The following is an 18220-nucleotide window of genomic DNA, read 5'->3' on the forward strand; positions in this document are numbered from 1 at the left end:
TTATGTTATGACTAAAGGTCTCATAACTTTACTTATTTTCTATGTGGTTACGACATTTACATCTTTTGATGTCAGTGCCCAAACATATAGTGATTACTCGCAACGAGACTTTGCTGCTCTTCTTAAAGAGTCTTGTGATAAAGGCGCGCAAGCAAGTTGTTTTGAATTAGGTCTTCTTTATCAAAACTTTACTGGAAAAAACTTTAAACAAGATGGAATTAATTATCCTAAAGAAGGGAAAAAGATAATACAACAGGCCTGTCAAAATGGTGAGCGTAATGCGTGTGATTATCTTCAGGGTGCTGAACTGTTTAAGAGTTCACAACTTCTTATGTGGTCTTCTATCATTCTCATTGGGATTGCTGTCTACATTGTTACCCAAATGATGTTTCAAGATAATGACTCTTTCCAGGCGGCACAAAAGCTTGAAGAAGGTGATTCGAAGAAACAGGATGAATTTAAAAAGCACGGTATTGTTCTACAATATTCGAGGCCATTTTTTAAACGCTACATTTCTCCCATTGTTTCTTCAATGAAGAACAAAAAGAAGATAAAAGAAAAATATCGTAGAAAGCTAGCAAGTGCTGGTTTAACTGAAGTTCTTACAACTGAAGATTTTTATGCATTTAAGCTTTTCCTAATTATAGGATTCCCAATTGTATTTCTAGGGGTTAGAGAGTTTATGGATGCTGATTGGCAGCTTTCGTTAATTCCGGTTGTTGCAGCAGTTGGTTTTGTATATCCAGATATCTGGATCAAGGGAAAGATTGATCAAAGACAAAAAGACATTATCTCAGGGATGCCTTTTTCCGTTGATATGTTGGCCCTGTCAGTTGAAGCAGGACTTGATTTCGTCGCTGCCATGACGAAAGTTGTAGATAAAGCAAAGCCGGGCCCATTAACACAAGAGTTTGAAATATTTTTAAAGGAAACTAAAATTGGTGCGAGTCGAGCAGAGGCCCTAAGGAATATGGCCTGGCGTGTAGACCTCATTCAAATATCTTCATTTTGTGCTACTTTGATTGCTGCTGATTCTGTTGGTGCATCAATCGGACCTATCCTTAAAGCACTATCCGTTGAGATTAGACAAAAGAAATCAGCACAAATTGAAAAAGAAGGTGCTACTGCAGCAACAAAAATTCTATTTCCAATGATGGCATTTATTGTTCCTTCTGTTCTTTTAATGATCTTTGCTCCTTTAATCGTAGATCTTGTTGGAGGTAATTAATGAAGATTACCTGTGGCCAGTATCAAATTTGTAACAATGCAATCGTTGCAGATTCATTCTTTAAAAAATTAAAAGGATTAATGTTCTCAGATCGTATGGATGGATTTGATGGAATGGTTTTCTACGGAACAAACGCAATCCATACCTGCTTCATGAATTATAAAATTGATGTTGTTTTCTTTAATCGAAAAAATGAAATTATAAAAATATATAGAGGTTTAAAACCTTGGAGACATACACAAATTGTTTTTAAGGCAAGTAGAGTTCTTGAACTGGCTAATGGACAACTTCCATTAGAGGTAAAAGAAGGGGATCATTTAGATATATGTACAAGTTAGTTGTAGTAGCAGGAAAGCTACGTGGTACAGAATATAAGTTAGAAGAAGGTGAAAACACTCTAGGAAGAAGTGAAGAGTGTGATGTACACTTTCCTGTTAATGGTGTCTCTAAAAAGCACCTTTCAGTAACAGTAACTCAAGATGTTGCCTTTGTTAAAGACTTGGGAAGTTCAAATGGTACTTTCATCAATGGGAAGGCAATTAAGCGAGCAACTGTAAAAAATGGGGATAAGATCGCTCTTCCAGATTCAATCCTACAAGTTGTCTATGTTAAAGAAAAGAAAAAGATAATTAAAAAGCGTGTAGAAACACACGAAGAAGATGATGAACCAACATATATTTCAGGTGGTGAAATGCCTGAAAATATTTTTGGAAAGGTTATTTGGTTATTTAAATATCGTTTAATGCCTGTTGTTCATGGAATTAATGAAGAATATGAATGGCGTGTACTCACAGGTATTTTACTGGCTCTTTTTGTTCTTGTTACGGTTACCTTAACAATCTTCCCAGTAATGAAAACATCACAAAGTCTACTTCTAATGGAGGTTGCAAAGCGTGGTGCTCATTATGCCGATGAAATCAAAAGATTAAATCGTGGAGCTTTGGCCAGAAAAGACCTGGATCGTGTTGATACGAAGTTTATGGAGCAAGGTAATAACGGCGTTGTCTCTTATGACCTTTTTGATATTGATGGACGAATCGTTAGGCCTTTAACAAAACTTAATATGTACATCGATGACTCATTCTCCGTACAGGTTAGAGAATGGGCTGAGAGAACAAAGAAGAATGATGGTGATCTACCAATCGTTAGAAGACTTGCAAATGGTGAAATTGGAATTGGTCAGAAAATCAAAGCGACAAACGTTAAAACCGGTATGCTTGATGTCGTTGGTGTTATTGCGATTCGATTTAAACCATCATCAATTGCAGATGAAGCATCAAAAAGCCGAGTGGCATATCTTGAAGCACTAATTACATCATTTATTGCTTCAATCGTATTTTTTGCAATTGTTTACTATATGACGATTCGTCATTTTGATGAAATGAGATTTCAAATTGAAGAGGCTCTACGTGGTACGAGAAAGAGTATCGAAAGTAGTTATTTATGGGAAGAAATTGATCCATTACGATCTTCAATTAATTCAATGATACAACGAATTAGAGAACTACAAAAAACTGATGATGACATGAGCTTTGATGAACTTGAGAGTGATGAGACTTATGTCGCAAATTTATATGAATTTATGCAAGGAGCACATGGCGCTGTTATTGTATTAGATTCGCAAAAAAACTTGGCACATATAAATACGCTGGCAGAAGATATTACAGCTATTCGAGGAAGCTCATCAGAAGGGATGAGTCTATTGGATGTTGCCAGAGAAAAAGGCTTTGCAGCTACAATTATAGAGCTTTGTGATGCATCTGCAGATAATGGTGGAACATCTCAAAAAGGTGAATATGAGCTATCAGGGCACTACTATAATATTTATGTAACGAGTTTGATAGGACGAGATAATTATGCAAAAGCGTTCTATGTTACACTAATTAAAGAGGATTAATAAAGAATGGTCGCTGCTATAAGGATGACAAAAAATTTATCTGCTCCTGAAAGTGCTGGGAAATACCACCGTATTATCTGCATGACAGGAAAGAATAAGGGAATTTGTTATTACCTTAATGGTAAGCGCGTTGTGCTTGGCCGTCTGAGTTCAAATGATGTTCAAGTACTAGATACACAGGCCTCACGAGAGCATGTTGAATTGACTCGAGTTAATAATGAATACACGTTAACTGATTTAAAGTCACAGAACGGGGTTATGGTAAATGATCTTAAGGTTACTCAACATAAGTTAAAGTCTGGCGATAAAATCATTATTGGTTCAACTGTATTTAAATACTCCTTCCTAGAGGTTAAAGAAGAAAAAGCATTAGTTGAGTTCGAAGATGAGGATGAAGAAGACGAGGAAGAAGAGGAAGATGTAAAAAAGACTAAGCCAAAAAAGAAGAAAGTTGATAGTAAAGAAGCAAAAAGAAAAAAGCTTATATATGGCCTAGCTGCAATTATGTTGATCTTTTTCTTTATGGATGGAGATACTGAACAGGTAAAGAAAGCAAAATCAAATAAAACAGGAAGTACCGTAATTGAGTCGAGTAATAAAAACACAGGGATTCAATATAAAGAAGACTTAGAGGTTAAAGAAAAAGTAGAAGCTTATATCCATCGTGGAAGACGTGAGGCGCGAGAAGGAAACTATTTTAGGGCCATGCAAGAGTTTAATCTTGCCTTAACCTTGGATCCAAATGATGGTGAAGCTGCATACCACTTGAATATTGCTAAACAAAGACTTGATGAAAAGATTAAAGATATGTTTGATCAAGCAACTAAGAACAAAGATTCACTTAAATATTCAAGGGCCCTAGGGACATATTGTGCAATTTATAAATTATTAATTGAATATAAAACAGATGAGCGTTTTATTGAGGCCAAAAAGAACGTTGAAGATATGGCCGAAAAACTTGGGATGAAAAAGAGTGATAATTACTGTTTCTAAAAATGGAACAATTTTAAATAACTACGAGTTTACTGACCAAGTAATCTTAGGCCAAAGTGCGTCTTTTTTAATCGGAAGATCTGATGATGCTCAGGTAAAACTTGAAGATCCACAAGTTTCCCGTCAATTGGCCAGCTTGAATTATAATGGTGTTTCTTGGACTATTAAAAAACTATCAGATTACGATACGATATTGCTAAATAACACTCCTATGTTTGACTCTGAAGTTGAAGTTAAGAGTAATTATTTTATTGTTTGTAATGATTATCGAATAACATTTACAGAATTAGAGGCCAATGTTGTAAATGATGTTGCAGAGTCGCACGATCATCAAGACGTAAATGACACTCCAGCAGAACTTGATGACGAAGTGGATATTCCAATTGTGGAAGAAGAAGATGAAACTTCTGTTATTGATAACCCTGAAAATGGAGAAATTGAGGATGATGCCCAAACTCAAGAGTTTGACTTAAACGATGAAGGGCCAGTTCAAGAAGACTTTCAGGAACAAGTTCAAGATGACTTTAATGACTCTTTTGAAAGTGATGCACCTTCTGACGATTTTCAGATGGATGGAAATCAAGAAGAAGGATTTGGTGACTTTCAGGATGATGGTTATTCAGAAGAATATAATGACGAGTATGGTGATCAAAATTACGATATCGACACACTAGATGATGATGCTGGTGATAAGACACAAGTATTTAGTGGGTTTGCAAATTTTATATTAGAGTTATTTGGTGAGGATGTTCCTTACGATCACTTTAATCTCGACCAAGCTGAAACATTTATTGGAAGAGACCCAAATAAATGTCAAATTGTCTTAAGTGACCCTGAGGTTTCATCAGTACACGCAGTTATACGTAAGAATAGAATTACTTGTGTTCTTGAAGATTTACAATCTGCTAACGGTACAATTCTTAACGGAAAGAGGATAAATCAAAAAGAAATCACCAATGGTGATGAATTTATTATTGGTTCAACGACGTTCACTGTAAAAATTGCAAGTGACTTCATTAAAAGTCAGCAGGATATGCTGATGCCAGTTGAAGATAATCAGGAAATCGAAATCGAGGAAGTTGTTGAAGTTTCAGATGATGACGATTTAGGTGATCTTGAATTATCTGATATGCCTGATGATACGGAAGAAAAATCAATCATCAAAAAAATATTAAAAGATCCGGAAAAACGTAAAAAAGTCCTAATTTATACTGTCGTATTGTTAGGGGTTTATATGTTTTTATTTCCTGATAGCGAGCCTCAACAGAAAAAGAGTGCTAAGGACAAGCAAGCTCAAGAGCAAAAAAAGAAAGCAGTTGTTACATCTGTCGATAAGAAACTAACTAAAGAACAACAAGAAAAAGCAGAAGCTTTATACCAACTTGCCACTCGCTACGCTAACGAAGGAAATGTTGTACGAGCAATTACAGAATTTGAAAAACTTTTCTTAATCACAAAAGACTATAAGCAGGCACAAACTTTCTATCAGTTAGCAAAAGATAAATATGCAGAGCTTGAAAAAGCTGAGCAAGAAAGAAGGGCCGAAGAAAAAAGACAACTTATAAAGGCCAAAGTTGATAAATTGTTAGAAAAAGCTCAAGCAGCTGTAAAAGAAAAGAATGTCACTTTAGCAAGAGGACTCTTTCAGCAAATTAAGGAGCTTGATCCAGATAATTATGATGTTGCAAATTTAGAGTTAGAAATAAATGCATATGTAAAAGAGAAGAATCGAAAAGAATTAGAAGAGGCCCAAAAGAAGGCAGAAAGACAAAGAATGGTCGACGCATTAAGGCCAGGTGAGAAATTATTCTTACAAGAAGAGTGGTTTAAAGCTGTGAATGCACTTGAATTGTTTATAAGTGAAAAAAATATCGACGAAGATTTAATGAAGAAGGCAGTCGATATGTTAAAGAAATCACGACAAAATTTGAAAAATATTACTGGACCTTTATTGGGTAAAGCAAGATCCTTAAAAGAAGCTGAGGACTTAAAAGCTTCTTATGAAGTCTTTAAAGAAGTTCTGCAATACAACCCAAATGAGATTGATGCTCAAAATGAGCTTGATGATATTAATGAGATACTTACTGAACGTGCCCGTAAAGTTTATCGACAGGGTCTTGTCTCTGAATCACTAGGTGCTTTTGAAGAGGCCAGAGAGAAGTTTCAGGAAGTTCAACAAATCTCACCTGTAGATAATGAGTATTATATCAAAGCCTCTAAAAGGTTAAAAAACTTATGAGAGAACTTGAAAGCTTTTTTGCTCGCACACATCAAGGGCCATATTTAAATCTAAATGAAGATAGTACCTATATTAATTTAAAGCAGAAAATATTTGGTGTTTTTGATGGCTTTGGTGGAAGTGGGATTTCTGATTTAAACCTCGAATCAGTGACTAAATCGATTGAAAACTATTTTACAAAGTTATCAGGTGATCCAAATGCAACGATGCCTTATTTTTATTCACCTCAATATGTTTTAGAGACTAATGCATTAGTGAATGCCATGATGATTGCTCATAAAAACTTAATGGCCATTAATAAGAAGAAAGAGATGAAGGATAAAGGTGGTGTTTCGGTTGCATTAACAATGTTATCGGAAAATATTCTATCTGTTGTTTCATGTGGCAATTGCGTTGCACTTTTATATCGAGACGGTGCTTTATCACAAATCAGCGCACCAGATTCACCAACTCAAATATCAACTTCAGATAATACTCATCATAAAAGTACATTTCCTCTTGTTGCATTGGGGCTCTATGAAGAGATTTCTCCAAAAATATGGGAAGTAAATGTAATGCCACATGATAAAGTAATTCTTCTATCGGATGGGGTTTATGGAAGCCTTTCATTAAATGATATAAAACGTGTTGTTCAAGAATTGGGCCCTGATGAAGTGACTCAAATCGACGGCCTTTTTAATTTTGCTAATCGAAAAGGTAATTTAGACAATCAGTCGGCCATTATTTTCTCAATTTTATAATATAATTAAATAATCCTAGTAAAACTCAATACTTGCTTAGCTGGATTTTTTGCGTAACAATATATTGAGGTTTTATATGAGTAGAAAGGTATTAGTTGCTGACGATAGTCAGACGATTCAAAAAGTAATCAAAATTACATTTGCAAGCCAAGACTTTGAGCTTACTCCTGTATTGGATGAAGAGGATATTTTCAACCAAAGTGAAGACTTTGATTTGATTTTATTAGACTTTGGTCTTGCTGATGACGGTTATGGCCTTGGTCGAAAAGTTCGAGAGAGGTTTTCACAAACTCCTATTCTCGCAATGCTAGGGACATTTGATATCATTGATGAAGAGAAGCTACGTAGTAGCGGATATTCAGACAAAGTTGTAAAGCCTTTCGAAACTGAAAAGTTTATCAATTTATGTAATGACTTAATTGAAAATGGTGTTTCTGATGAACAGCCAATTGAAGATAGCGAAGAGTTTTCTCAGGAAGACTCTGAGGATGATAACTTCTCTGGTTGGGGTGTCGATACGACTCAAGGTGAGTTTGAAGAAGAAGATCAGACAGGTGAGTTTCACCTCGATGATAAGCAAGATATTGATTCTCTAGAAAATGAAGAAACAATCGATCCTTCAGATTTAAGCTCTGAGTTAGACGGTTGGGGCTTTGATCCAACAAATTTAAAAGGTAGCGATGTAACAGGTGATTTTGATTCTCTGCCTCCTGTTATTGAGGGGCAAGAAATTAGTTCTGAGAATGAAGCACCAGATATAAATCAAGAGGCGGCTTCGACAGTTTTAGATGTTAGTAATTATTTTGGAAGTCTCGATGACGAGCTTGATGATGACTTTCCTCAAGAAGAGCCTATTATTGAGGAGCCACGATCTCAATATACTAGTGAAGAACTTTCTGCTGAAGATGATGCTACAGATGAATCAGATGACTTCCCACAAGAAATCGCAGATGAGAATCTTTGGGATGTTGATGAAGAAGTTTCTCAAGCATTTTCATCACCAGAAGAAGATGAGCACGAAATTGATGTTTCTAATGCTAGTGAAATGAATGATAATTTCTCTTTTGAGCGCACAACAACAGCTCTTGTTAATAAAGGTGCATCAAAACAGGCACCAAATGTTGATATGGAGGACTTAAAAGCTTCATTAAAAGCTGACGTCGCACCTATCATTGAAAAATATGCAAAAGAATATTGCGAACAAAACCTAGAGAAGATTATTTGGGAAATTGTTCCAGATCTTGCAGAGAACCTAATTAAAAAAGAACTTAAGACAATCTCAAAAAAAGTTCTTACTTCAATTTCAGAATAAAACTAATCCAATAAGAGAGAGCCTGTATAGGCTTTCTCTATTTTATCTCCGTTTTTAATCAATGCTTCACCATATTCACCAATGCCTTCAAATGTGCCAGTGATAATCTCATCACCATCAATAACTTTACATTTTTGATTGATATGAAAGCTTAATCGACTCCATTTTGAGATAATGTCATGATCGTTTAATCGATTCTCACAGATATACTTATAAATTTGCTCCGGTAGAGTCTTGTACTCTTCTTCGTTAAGTAAGTGACCTGATTTTAGCTGTCCATAGTTATTATGAGTGGACTTCGTAACTGGGCCATAATTTATTCCAATACCAATAATGTAATCATCTCCCTCTTTATTTACGAGGATTCCAATGACCTTCTTTCCTTTTTCATTGTAAATATCGTTAGGCCATTTGAGACTTAAATTATCTTCATCAAAATACTTCGCAAGAGTAATCGCAATTTCTAGTGCCAGAAGAGTAGGCTTACCTGTAGGGCTAATATTAAATGAGAAAGCTAGACTATTTTCGAGATCTTCCCAATTGTTATCTCTTCTACCTCTTCCTTGTGTTTGCTTCTGTGCGCTAATTAGAATTGAATTGTGTTCTTCAATTAATTCAATAGCTTTAAGTTGGGTAGAGGGAAGTTCTTTAAAGTGTAAGTGTTTCATAGGCTTTCTCATTATGTTATTATCGAAGAATACTAATAAAATCAGAGGTATTCAATATGTCACTAATCGAACGTTCTACTCCAAGAGAAGTTAACTTTTCTATTAATATTAACCCTTATGCAGCCGGTTCTGTACTAGCTGAATTTGGTAACACAAAAGTTCATATTACAGCTTCAATTGAAGATAATGTTCCAAGGTGGATGAAAGGCAGTGGAAAAGGTTGGGTGACGGCCGAATATTCAATGCTTCCAAGTTCAACTCATACTCGCTCAAGACGTGAACGCTCTAAAATTGGAGGACGAACTCAGGAAATTCAAAGGTTAATTGGACGAAGCTTAAGGGCCGTCGTTGATCTTGAAAAACTTGGTGAGCGAATGATTACGCTAGATTGTGACGTAATGGTTGCAGATGGTGGTACAAGAACAACTTCTATCTCTGGCTCTTTTATTGCTCTTGAATTGGCAATTCAATCATTACTTGCAAGTGGTGACTTAAAAGAAAGTCCAATTATTGAACCATTGGCCGCAATTAGTTGTGGAATTAATAAAGAAGGTAAGATTATTGCTGATTTAAATTATGAAGAAGATTCAAGTTGTGACACAGATATGAATATTGTTATGACTGAGTCTGGAAAGTTTATTGAAGTTCAAGGAACGGCCGAAGGCCAGGCATTTTCAAGAGAACAAATGGATGCTCTTATGGATTGTGCAACAGAGTCATTAAAAATTGTATTTGCAAAACAAAAAGAAACTTTAGGACAGTAATGAACTTTATTCTTGCATCTGGTAATGCCCACAAGGCCGAAGAGTTTGGTATTCTTTTTAAAGATAGTAACGTTACCGTAAAGGCAGCACCAACTAAATTAGAAGTGGTTGAAGATGGAACAACCTATCAAGAAAATGCCTTAAAAAAAGCACAGGCATATTATGAAGAATTTAAAAAGCCTGTTCTTGCAGATGACTCCGGAATTAATGTAGAGGCATTACCTGATGAGTTGGGAATTTTCTCTGCTCGTTTTGGGGGAGAAGGTTTAACAGATAAACAAAGAGCTGAGCTTCTTTTAGAGAAGCTTTTAGACAAAGAAAAACGTGAAGCTTTCTTTACTTGTGTTCTGTGTTTCTATATTTCACCTGAGGAAATATATTTTTTTGAGGGGCGCATGGAAGGTGAGATTTCAGATAGTTATGTGGGAGATGGTGGCTTTGGTTACGATCCCGTATTCTGCCCTAAAGCCTTTCCCAATAAGACCGTAGCTGAATTAAAAGAGTGGAAGAATGCAAATTCTCATCGAGCGAAGGCCGTTGAGAGTGCTGTGAAATTTTTTAAGGAACTTTAAATAAGTTTAAGTTCTGGGTTGCCAAAAAGGTTTAGATCACTTATAACAATCACACCCAATTTTTCAATGTCGGAGTATAGCGCAGTTTGGTAGCGCACTTGCTTTGGGAGCAAGGGGTCGCAGGTTCAAATCCTGCTACTCCGACCATTTTTCAAATCCCATAAATTTAACTTATTTTTCAATCTTATTAGGATTATCTGGTGCTTTTGTGAAATTCTCACCAAGCTTCTTTGGTTGTACTTTTTGTACTGGAAGCTCAGCGTGGGCAATTTCTGTGTTGAAGTCTTCTGGAAGCTCTATCATTGTCTTTCCGGTTAAGATTACTTTTGAAACTTTTTTTACAAAGAAATCAAAAATCTCAGCATCGATCTTCTTTCCAACTGTTTTTTTCATAATTTCTAAAGCATCTTCAATTGGAAGTGCTTGTGAATATGAACGCTTTGTTGTGATGGCATCAAAGAAGTCAGCAACAGAAACTACTTTTGAAAAGATGTGGTGGTCAGGTCCTTTTAATCCCTTCGGGTAGCCTGAACCATCAATATTTTCATGGTGTTCAACAATTACTCTTTCAATTGCTTCTTTTTTTAAACCTGGAAAATCTGGGTTCGCTTCTCTAAACAACTCGACACCAAGTTCTGGGTGTTTTTTTATTTCTGCAAATTCTTCATCAGAAAGACCACCAGACTTATTGAGGATTTCAGTTGAAATCTTTGTTTTCCCTAAATCGTGAAGAAGTCCACCGAGCCCAATTGCTACAAGATCAGCTTCACTGGCCTTAGGTCTATATTGTTTATAGATGAGAACACTATACATACTAACATTTATTGAATGATCGTAAGTGTAGAAGTCGTGAAAAGATAATTCACCGATCAGGTTCTTAAGGCTATTGATATCGTAGTCTTTTATAACCCCAACCATGGCCTTCATTGAATCGTGACAACCATCAAGGGCTTCACCAAGAATTTCAGTATTAAATTCTTTACCTGGATTAAAGATATCATCGAGATGCTTAACAGCTGAGTCTTTAATGGCCGTTACTTTATCAAGAGATTCAAAATCATCATTTTCAGCAAGGGATTGTAAGTAAAGACCTCGTTCTGACTCGAGGACATGAATACGTTGATACTTTTTAAAGTCCTCCACGTCTGCGTCAGTAAGTACTTCACCTGGCTTAACAATTTTCACATAGTGATCCTTGTCTTTTACCGTCGATGAATTGATGTAGATATTATATAGGATCGGCTTTTCTCGTGAAACGAGATGAAAGTCGATTGTGAAATAGACTGTCTTTTGATCTTGGCTCATTGGATTTCTTATCGGCAACTTTGAGTGAATGATGAAGCCCTAGTATTAAATTCGTACAATATAAAGTGGCGTGTTAGTTCTTGTTAGGATTTTGGCTTTGTAAGATATTAAAAATACGTAAGTCTTTTAGCGAAACTTAAATATTAAAAGTGTACGATTTGGTGCTTGAAATGGTACATTAAGCCCTACACAACACACAAAATATAGTAGACATTGACGGAGTGAATCAAAGTGCAACTGAAAAGACTTATTATCCAGGGCTTTAAATCCTTTAAAGATCGTACAATTGTTAATTTTGACGACGGTATTACAGGTATCGTTGGGCCAAATGGATGCGGTAAATCAAATATCGTAGATGCCCTTTTTTGGATTATGGGTGAGCAATCAGCTAAACACCTAAGAGGTAACTCTATGAAGGACCTTATTTTTGCTGGTTCTTCTAAATACAATCCAGCTGCTTGGGCCGAGGCAACACTTGTCCTAGAAAATACGGATGGTAAGCATATTCACATTGGTGGAAAAGTTGCAAACCCTTCAGAGATTCAATTAACAAGAAAGTTATATAGAAATGGAGATACGGAATATCGTATCAACGGAGAGCCAGCAAGACTCAAAGATATCCAAGAAGTATTTATGGATACTGGTGCTGGTGCAAAGTCTTATTCAATTATTGCTCAAGGTGAAATCAACAGACTTGTTCAAGCAAAACCGGTTGAGCGTCGTACAATGATTGAAGAAGTTGCTGGTATTACGAAATTCAAAGTTCGTAAGAAAGAATCGATGAGAAAGATCGAAGCAACAGAGCAAAACTTAAATCGTCTAAATGATCTTACTGTTGAAATTGAAAAGAATTTAAAATCTCTTCAAAAACAAGCTGAAAAAGCTGAAAGAGCTCGTAACTTAAAAGAGAAAATTAAGCGCACTGAAATCTCTGTTAATGCTCATAAGGTTTTTGAAGATCTTCGCGAACTTCGTGATGGTTCATCAGAACTTACTGAAAAAAGAATGAACCTTGAGGCTTGGAGTACACAGAAAGATTCTCTAGAGATATCTCTTGAAGAAGAGCGCTTTGAAAGAGAAGAGAAGACTGCAAAAATTGATGAATTTCAAAAAGAAAGAAATGAGATCTCAAATAAATTAGCTGCTTCAGAAGAAAGGCTTAATGCTCTTTGCAAGTCTTTAACGGATAAGGAAGAGAATTTAGAGCAAAGACAAAAAGAGATCGAAGAGCTTTCACAAGAGATTGAAGAAAGGCTACTGAAGAAAGAAGAAATTGAAACAGAAATTAATGATGTTATCACTTCTTCAAAAGAAGATTATGACTATGAAGCTGCAAGTGAAAAACTTGAAACTTTAAAGTCTGAACTTGAAGATCGCCAATCTCAAATAAATGAAATTGAAGAAGAGTTAAATATTAAAAAAGAAGAGCTTGTTAAAATGGAACAACAAGCCTTTCAAAATAGTTCAAAACTTGAAGAATATGCTGCAACTCTTCAAGACCTTGCAACTGAAATTGAAGCTATTGAAAAACAATACTCAGGTGTTTCAACAGAACTTGCCAAGGAAAGAGACGAGGTTATGGCCGCTAAGAATTTAGCGCAGGAGTTAACTGAATCAGAATCAAACCTGAAAGAAACAGTAAATGAATTAACTATTAAGGATCGTGATCTAGAGAGTGAACTGAAAACTCTTACAAAAGAGCAGATTACGAAACAATCACGCTTATCTTCTTTAAAAGAAATCCGCGCATCTCTAGAAGGTGCAAAAGAAGGTGTATCGAAGTTCTTAAATGAAGTAGACTCGGAAAATTACACTGTTCTAGGAAATATTATCAAGTGTGATGACAAGTACACGAAAGCTGTTACAGCACTTCTTGGAGAGTTCTTAGAGTCTTTAGTTACTTCTGAAAGTGACCTATCTCTTCTGAAAAACTGGGTGTCTGAAAATGATGAGAATGCGCTTGAAATCTTACTTGCTGATAAATCAGCAGATATCATTTCGGCTGAAGCACGTGAAAGACTCCAGGTTAAGCTAGGAGCAGAGCTAACAACGTTAAGTGATATTATTGAATTACCTGAAGAGTATAAAGCGAAACTGACTCCTTATTTATCAAGCTTATTCATCGTTGATACTCTTGACGTTGATAAGGTTGCATCACTTGAGAGCTCGATCTCATTTGGTGGAATTTCAGATATTGCAGGAAATATTCAAATTAGAAATCGTCGTAATGCGACAGTTCTTCATATCAAAGGATCTGGAGAGCAAGGTCAAAGTGCGATTGAAAGAAATAATACAATTGAAACTCTTGAAAACGAGTTAGTCTCTCTAAATGAAAAAGTTGCCAACCTTGAAGAAGAAGTAAGTGCTTCAAATGAGATGTTAAAGTCGAAAGTTGAAGAACTAGAAGATGCTCGTCTTGCTCTAAGTGAAGCAAGAGCAGATTATGCAGCAAAGAACTCTGCTTTAGAGTCGAAGCTTGCTTCAATGGAATCTGGAAATACGAGACTTGATATTCTTAAGAATCGTAAGGATGAAACGTCTAAGCTTAGACTTGCTATTCTTGAAAAAGAGGAATCATTTCATAAAGAGAAGTCATCACTAGAAGAATCAATTTCAGATATGTCTGAAAGAATTCAAGATCTACGTGATGGATATAATGAGATGAATGAGGTTTATGAAGCTGATCGTGAGGTTTATGTTTCTAAACAAGTTGAGGCCAAGACTTTTGAACAGCGTGTAAATTCACTTCGTTCTCAGTCAGAGGATATTGAAAAACAAATTGAAAAGCAAAAGCTTCGTAAAGAGTCCAATACTGAATTAATTACGAAACTTGAAAATGAAATCGAAACGATTCAAGTTGAGATTGAAGAGCTTGAACTTTCAAATAATGACAAGGCAGATGTTCTTGCAAGTAAAGATGAAGTTCTAAGTATAATGAAAGACGAGTTCTCTGAATTATTACTTGCGATGCAAGAAAGAGAAGAGCAGGTTAAAGAACTCACTAAGAATATCAACAAGGCCGACAAGGAAATTACTGAAAAAGAAGTTCGTCTTGAAAGATGTCTTAATGAAGAAGAAGAGTGCGTACGTAATATTTTTGAGAAGTACCGTGTTGATCTTCGCGAGACTCTTGGTCGCTATCTTGAATATGGTGAGTCTGACTTTGAAAAGCTTAATGATATTTCAACAATGTACTTCATGGAAACTGAGAATGGACCAAAAGAGATTGAAAAAGAATCTTATGAGTTTGTTCGTAAATATGGCCAAGACCTTAAAGACCAAGGGCATAAGCTTAAAAATTATAAGTCTGAGTTTGGTCGCTTAGGTGAGATTAATTGGCAGGCGATTGAAGATTATGACAGACAAAAACTTCGTTATGACTTCTTAAAGGTTCAAGAAGTAGAGCTTAGAAAATCTCTAGAAGATCTTCAAAATGCGATTGATCATATTGATGAGAAATCAAAAGAAAGATTTAAAATTGCTTTTGAAGAAGTTGATACGAGATTTAGAAAAGTATTCCCAATTATCTTTGGTGGAGGGGAAGCTCGTCTAGAGATCGTTGGAAATATTGAAGATGCAGAATGTGGAGTAGATATTATTGCAAAACCTCCAGGTAAGAAGATGCAAAATATCAACCTAATGTCTGGTGGTGAAAAGGCCATGACTGCGGTTTCACTAATCTTCTCTATCTTCTTAGTTAAGCCATCTCCATTCTGTCTACTGGATGAGGTTGATGCTCCACTTGATGATGCCAACGTAGGACGTTTTAATGAACTTCTTCGTGAAATGAGTGCTGAATCACAGTTCATTCTTATTACACATAATAAGAAAACAATGGAGTTAAATGATACACTATACGGGGTAACAATGCAGGAGCCTGGTGTTTCAAAGGCAGTTTCGGTACAATTACAGTAATGAAAAAACTATTACTACTGACAATTATTTCAAATATGGCCTTGGGATTTGTTCCAAGGTCTTTTTCTACTAAATACAAACAAATTGTAAAAAACCAATTAACGGGAACGCCTAAAGAGTCTAATGGGACTTTTGATTACCAGTACCCAGGAAAACTTAGACTCGAGCAAGTTGGAACTGATGCTCTTGTTTATGTAACGAATGAAAAGACAACTTGGTATAAAAGAGATGGCTTTATGCCTGGAGATCCTGCTGAGATTGTTATCCATAAGGGAAGTGATAAAGGGCTATCCAACTTCTTTGATCTCTTAAAAAGTGGATTAAAAACAAATAAGAACTACAAGGTTAAAGACAGCGAAAAATACAGTGTCCTGGTTTTTGAGGAAAAGGCCGTAAAGGACACTGGTGTAATTGAAACAAAGCTTGTTTTCAAATCAACTGATAAGAAATTCAGTAATCTTTCAAAGATTGAAATCAATTATGCTGATGGCAAGAGTGTTAATTTAGAACTATCTAACATTGCCACAAATAAGAAATTTCAAGAGAAGAACTTTATCCTTCAGGTACCAAAAGGTGCTAACGTTTCATATCAATAAAACCACCGCGAAAGAAGTTCTCTTTCAAAGTAATAGGCTCATCACTAAGTAATCGTGAGTATATGAGATAGTTTCTCGTTACAAGTTTTACATATTTTCGTGTTTCTTTGTAAGGAATCTCTTCAATATACTCTAGGTCTGGAAGTTTAATTCGGCTTCTCCAGCGTCTTACTGGTGTACCTCCAGCATTATAACTGGCCACAAAATCAATAAAGTTATTATCTCTTCTCTTCATTAACTCGTTTAGAAGAAGGCTTGAGAAGGTGATATTAATCTTTGGATTATAAAGGTCTTCATAACTATTGTATGGAATCTTATAGCGTCTAGAAAGACGTTTACCTTGTTCCGGAATTAATTGAAGAAGTCCAAATGCATCGGCAGGTGAGCGTGCGTATTGATTAAAAGCCGACTCCTGTCTAGCGATACTCATAAGTAGTGGGGTTGTGACTGTTTTTGAGCGATTATTCTCAAGAAATTCCTTTTTGAATGCTAAAGGAAATGCAAATTGTGGATCTTTACTTAGAATCTCTTTTTGTTTTTCATCATTTTCTCTGAAGAATTTGAAGATCATTATATTGAAGTATTTTGCTGCATAAAGGTCACTATAGCTTACGTCTTCATTGCTATCAATAATCTTCTTAGCAAGTTCTGTATTGTTTAAGTATACTGCCCAGGCCAGTTCATCAATAGTAATATCAAACCTTTCACGATAGTTGATGTGTTCAAGTTTTGTATGATTCATATGAGCAATTTGGCCATAGTATCCAAATTGATCTTCGTCTTGAATTCTTTTAAGAAGCTCTTGTGCTTCTTTAAATCGATTAAGCTTTTTTAAGCCTACAAACTTCCAATAAAGAAAACGGTAATTTGCCTCTTCTGATTTACTTTCAAACTGATCAAACCAACTGATCATTTCTTCATAATTTCCTGCTTTGTAATTTGTCCAGGCGAGATTCCATACAATGCTTTCGAGATGCTCATGTTCTTTTTCAATTGCTGCATATGCCTTTTTATAAAACTTAATAGAGCGATCATATTTTCTTAAATCTTCAAAAATGCCACCGATTGTATAATAAGTCGTTACCACTGAATCGTTTGGAACTTCCTTATATAATAGTAGGTTTCTTAGGACTCTCACTGCTCTTTGTAGATTATCTTCCGTCCAATATATTCTTGCTAAACGAATTGAATACTCAGCATGCTTTTCTTTCAAGTATTCTGATTCACGATTCTTTTGAAGATAGAGTACAAGTCCTCTTATATTTTCACGAAAGCTATCACCTTTACGTTCTCTCTTATATGAGTGTGCTAGTCGAAACCAAGCATCGACCTTTTCTTCTTTTGTGGAATCTTTATTTCTAATAACACGACGATAGAAATTTCTCGCCTTTGGGAATTGGCGATCACGCTCAAAACTCTTTCCAACTTCCATAAACTCTTCTGGCTTTGGAGATGTGTTAAAGCGAGGTGAAACTTCAATTAGTTTTTCATAGATTCGATCGTATTCATTTGTATTTTGTGGAAATTTTTTTAAACTGTCTTGAAGTAGTCTTTCTGTTTCTCCACGTGTTTTCAAATAATCAATCTTATTTAATACGGCACTTACATAAGTATCATTGTAATAAGGCTTTGAGATGATGGCGTCGATGAGTTCTTCACGGGCCCAGTATGGATATTGTTCTACGTTCTTATATTCTTCACTGAGTTCTTGGATACTTTTTGTGCAGTTTTTATGATAATTCGCTCTCAGCCAAGGAGCTAAAGGGAAATCTGTCACTAAAAACTTTTCATATTCTCGACATGAGACTTTGTCGTTCTTTGAAATCTTCACAAGTAGGTTTGTTAATTCACCACTTGCTTTACGCTCCTTTGGAGGACGATCTAAGTTTGTACAAGAGGCCAGAAGTAAAATAAATGTCGTTATAATAATTAATCTCATTACTATCTAGAATAGGCCGAGAAGGTAATTCCTTCAAGTAATTGAAAATAGG

Annotated in this window: 14 protein-coding genes and 1 tRNA gene; 12 read left to right on the top strand and 3 right to left on the bottom strand. The window is 35.6% G+C overall.

Features of this window, described 5'->3' with window-relative positions:
• Window positions 1-7 precede the first annotated feature (7 nt).
• From ACN5L8_RS08760 to ACN5L8_RS08790, 7 genes are all read left to right on the top strand, one after another.
• Window positions 8-1228, top strand: a complete 1221-nt coding sequence (locus tag ACN5L8_RS08760) for a type II secretion system F family protein (RefSeq protein ID WP_114705827.1) — start codon at window positions 8-10, stop codon at window positions 1226-1228.
• A complete protein-coding gene (locus ACN5L8_RS08765; RefSeq protein ID WP_114705826.1) occupies window positions 1228-1566 on the top strand; it encodes a DUF192 domain-containing protein in 339 nt (112 codons plus the stop codon). Before ACN5L8_RS08760 ends, ACN5L8_RS08765 begins: the two co-directional genes overlap by 1 nt.
• Window positions 1554-3125 carry an FHA domain-containing protein gene (locus ACN5L8_RS08770; RefSeq protein ID WP_114705825.1) on the top strand — a complete coding sequence of 524 codons (1572 nt, stop codon included), beginning with the start codon at window positions 1554-1556 and terminating at the stop codon, window positions 3123-3125. The genes ACN5L8_RS08765 and ACN5L8_RS08770 overlap by 13 nt, the downstream gene beginning before the upstream one ends.
• Window positions 3126-3149: 24 nt before the next feature.
• Window positions 3150-4118 (top strand): FHA domain-containing protein, encoded by a 969-nt coding sequence (locus tag ACN5L8_RS08775; RefSeq protein WP_419172834.1) that lies wholly within the window; start codon window positions 3150-3152, stop codon window positions 4116-4118.
• A complete protein-coding gene (locus tag ACN5L8_RS08780) occupies window positions 4099-6357 on the top strand; it encodes an FHA domain-containing protein (RefSeq protein ID WP_419172835.1) in 2259 nt (752 codons plus the stop codon). Before ACN5L8_RS08775 ends, ACN5L8_RS08780 begins: the two co-directional genes overlap by 20 nt.
• On the top strand, window positions 6354-7097 hold the full coding sequence (locus ACN5L8_RS08785) for a PP2C family protein-serine/threonine phosphatase (RefSeq protein ID WP_114705822.1): 744 nt from the start codon (window positions 6354-6356) through the stop codon (window positions 7095-7097). Before ACN5L8_RS08780 ends, ACN5L8_RS08785 begins: the two co-directional genes overlap by 4 nt.
• Before the next feature lie 76 nt (window positions 7098-7173).
• Window positions 7174-8409, top strand: coding sequence for a response regulator (locus ACN5L8_RS08790; RefSeq protein ID WP_419172836.1), 1236 nt, complete (start codon window positions 7174-7176; stop codon window positions 8407-8409).
• Between the two features lie 2 nt (window positions 8410-8411).
• On the opposite strand, the gene ACN5L8_RS08795 is transcribed toward ACN5L8_RS08790, so the two are convergent.
• On the bottom strand, window positions 8412-9077 hold the full coding sequence (locus ACN5L8_RS08795) for a biotin--[acetyl-CoA-carboxylase] ligase (RefSeq protein ID WP_158536774.1): 666 nt from the start codon (window positions 9075-9077) through the stop codon (window positions 8412-8414).
• A gap of 56 nt (window positions 9078-9133) precedes the next feature.
• Between ACN5L8_RS08795 and rph the strand changes: the two genes are divergently transcribed.
• The 3 genes from rph to ACN5L8_RS08810 all read left to right on the top strand — a co-directional run bounded on the left by rph (window position 9134) and on the right by ACN5L8_RS08810 (window position 10560).
• Window positions 9134-9841 (top strand): ribonuclease PH, encoded by a 708-nt coding sequence (rph, locus tag ACN5L8_RS08800; protein WP_114705819.1) that lies wholly within the window; start codon window positions 9134-9136, stop codon window positions 9839-9841.
• A complete protein-coding gene (rdgB, locus tag ACN5L8_RS08805) occupies window positions 9841-10413 on the top strand; it encodes an RdgB/HAM1 family non-canonical purine NTP pyrophosphatase (protein ID WP_419172837.1) in 573 nt (190 codons plus the stop codon). The genes rph and rdgB overlap by 1 nt, the downstream gene beginning before the upstream one ends.
• 70 nt (window positions 10414-10483) lie before the next feature.
• Window positions 10484-10560 (top strand) — tRNA-Pro (locus ACN5L8_RS08810).
• 24 nt (window positions 10561-10584) lie between these two features.
• On the opposite strand, the gene ACN5L8_RS08815 is transcribed toward ACN5L8_RS08810, so the two are convergent.
• Window positions 10585-11718, bottom strand: a complete 1134-nt coding sequence (locus ACN5L8_RS08815) for an HD-GYP domain-containing protein (protein ID WP_419172838.1) — start codon at window positions 11716-11718, stop codon at window positions 10585-10587.
• 231 nt (window positions 11719-11949) lie between these two features.
• On the opposite strand from ACN5L8_RS08815, the gene smc reads away from it, so the two are divergent.
• Both smc and ACN5L8_RS08825 read left to right on the top strand, forming a co-directional pair.
• Window positions 11950-15633 carry a chromosome segregation protein SMC gene (gene smc, locus ACN5L8_RS08820; RefSeq protein ID WP_158536773.1) on the top strand — a complete coding sequence of 1228 codons (3684 nt, stop codon included), beginning with the start codon at window positions 11950-11952 and terminating at the stop codon, window positions 15631-15633.
• Complete coding sequence (locus ACN5L8_RS08825; protein ID WP_114705815.1) at window positions 15633-16229, top strand: outer membrane lipoprotein carrier protein LolA; 597 nt, start codon at window positions 15633-15635, stop codon at window positions 16227-16229. Before smc ends, ACN5L8_RS08825 begins: the two co-directional genes overlap by 1 nt.
• On the opposite strand, the gene ACN5L8_RS08830 is transcribed toward ACN5L8_RS08825, so the two are convergent.
• Window positions 16210-18168 carry a transglycosylase SLT domain-containing protein gene (locus tag ACN5L8_RS08830; RefSeq protein WP_419172839.1) on the bottom strand — a complete coding sequence of 653 codons (1959 nt, stop codon included), beginning with the start codon at window positions 18166-18168 and terminating at the stop codon, window positions 16210-16212. The genes ACN5L8_RS08825 and ACN5L8_RS08830 overlap by 20 nt on opposite strands.
• Between the last annotated feature and the right edge of the window lie 52 nt (window positions 18169-18220).

The organism is Halobacteriovorax sp. (assembly GCF_048381875.1).
GTDB lineage: Bacteria > Bdellovibrionota > Bacteriovoracia > Bacteriovoracales > Bacteriovoracaceae > Halobacteriovorax_A > Halobacteriovorax_A vibrionivorans.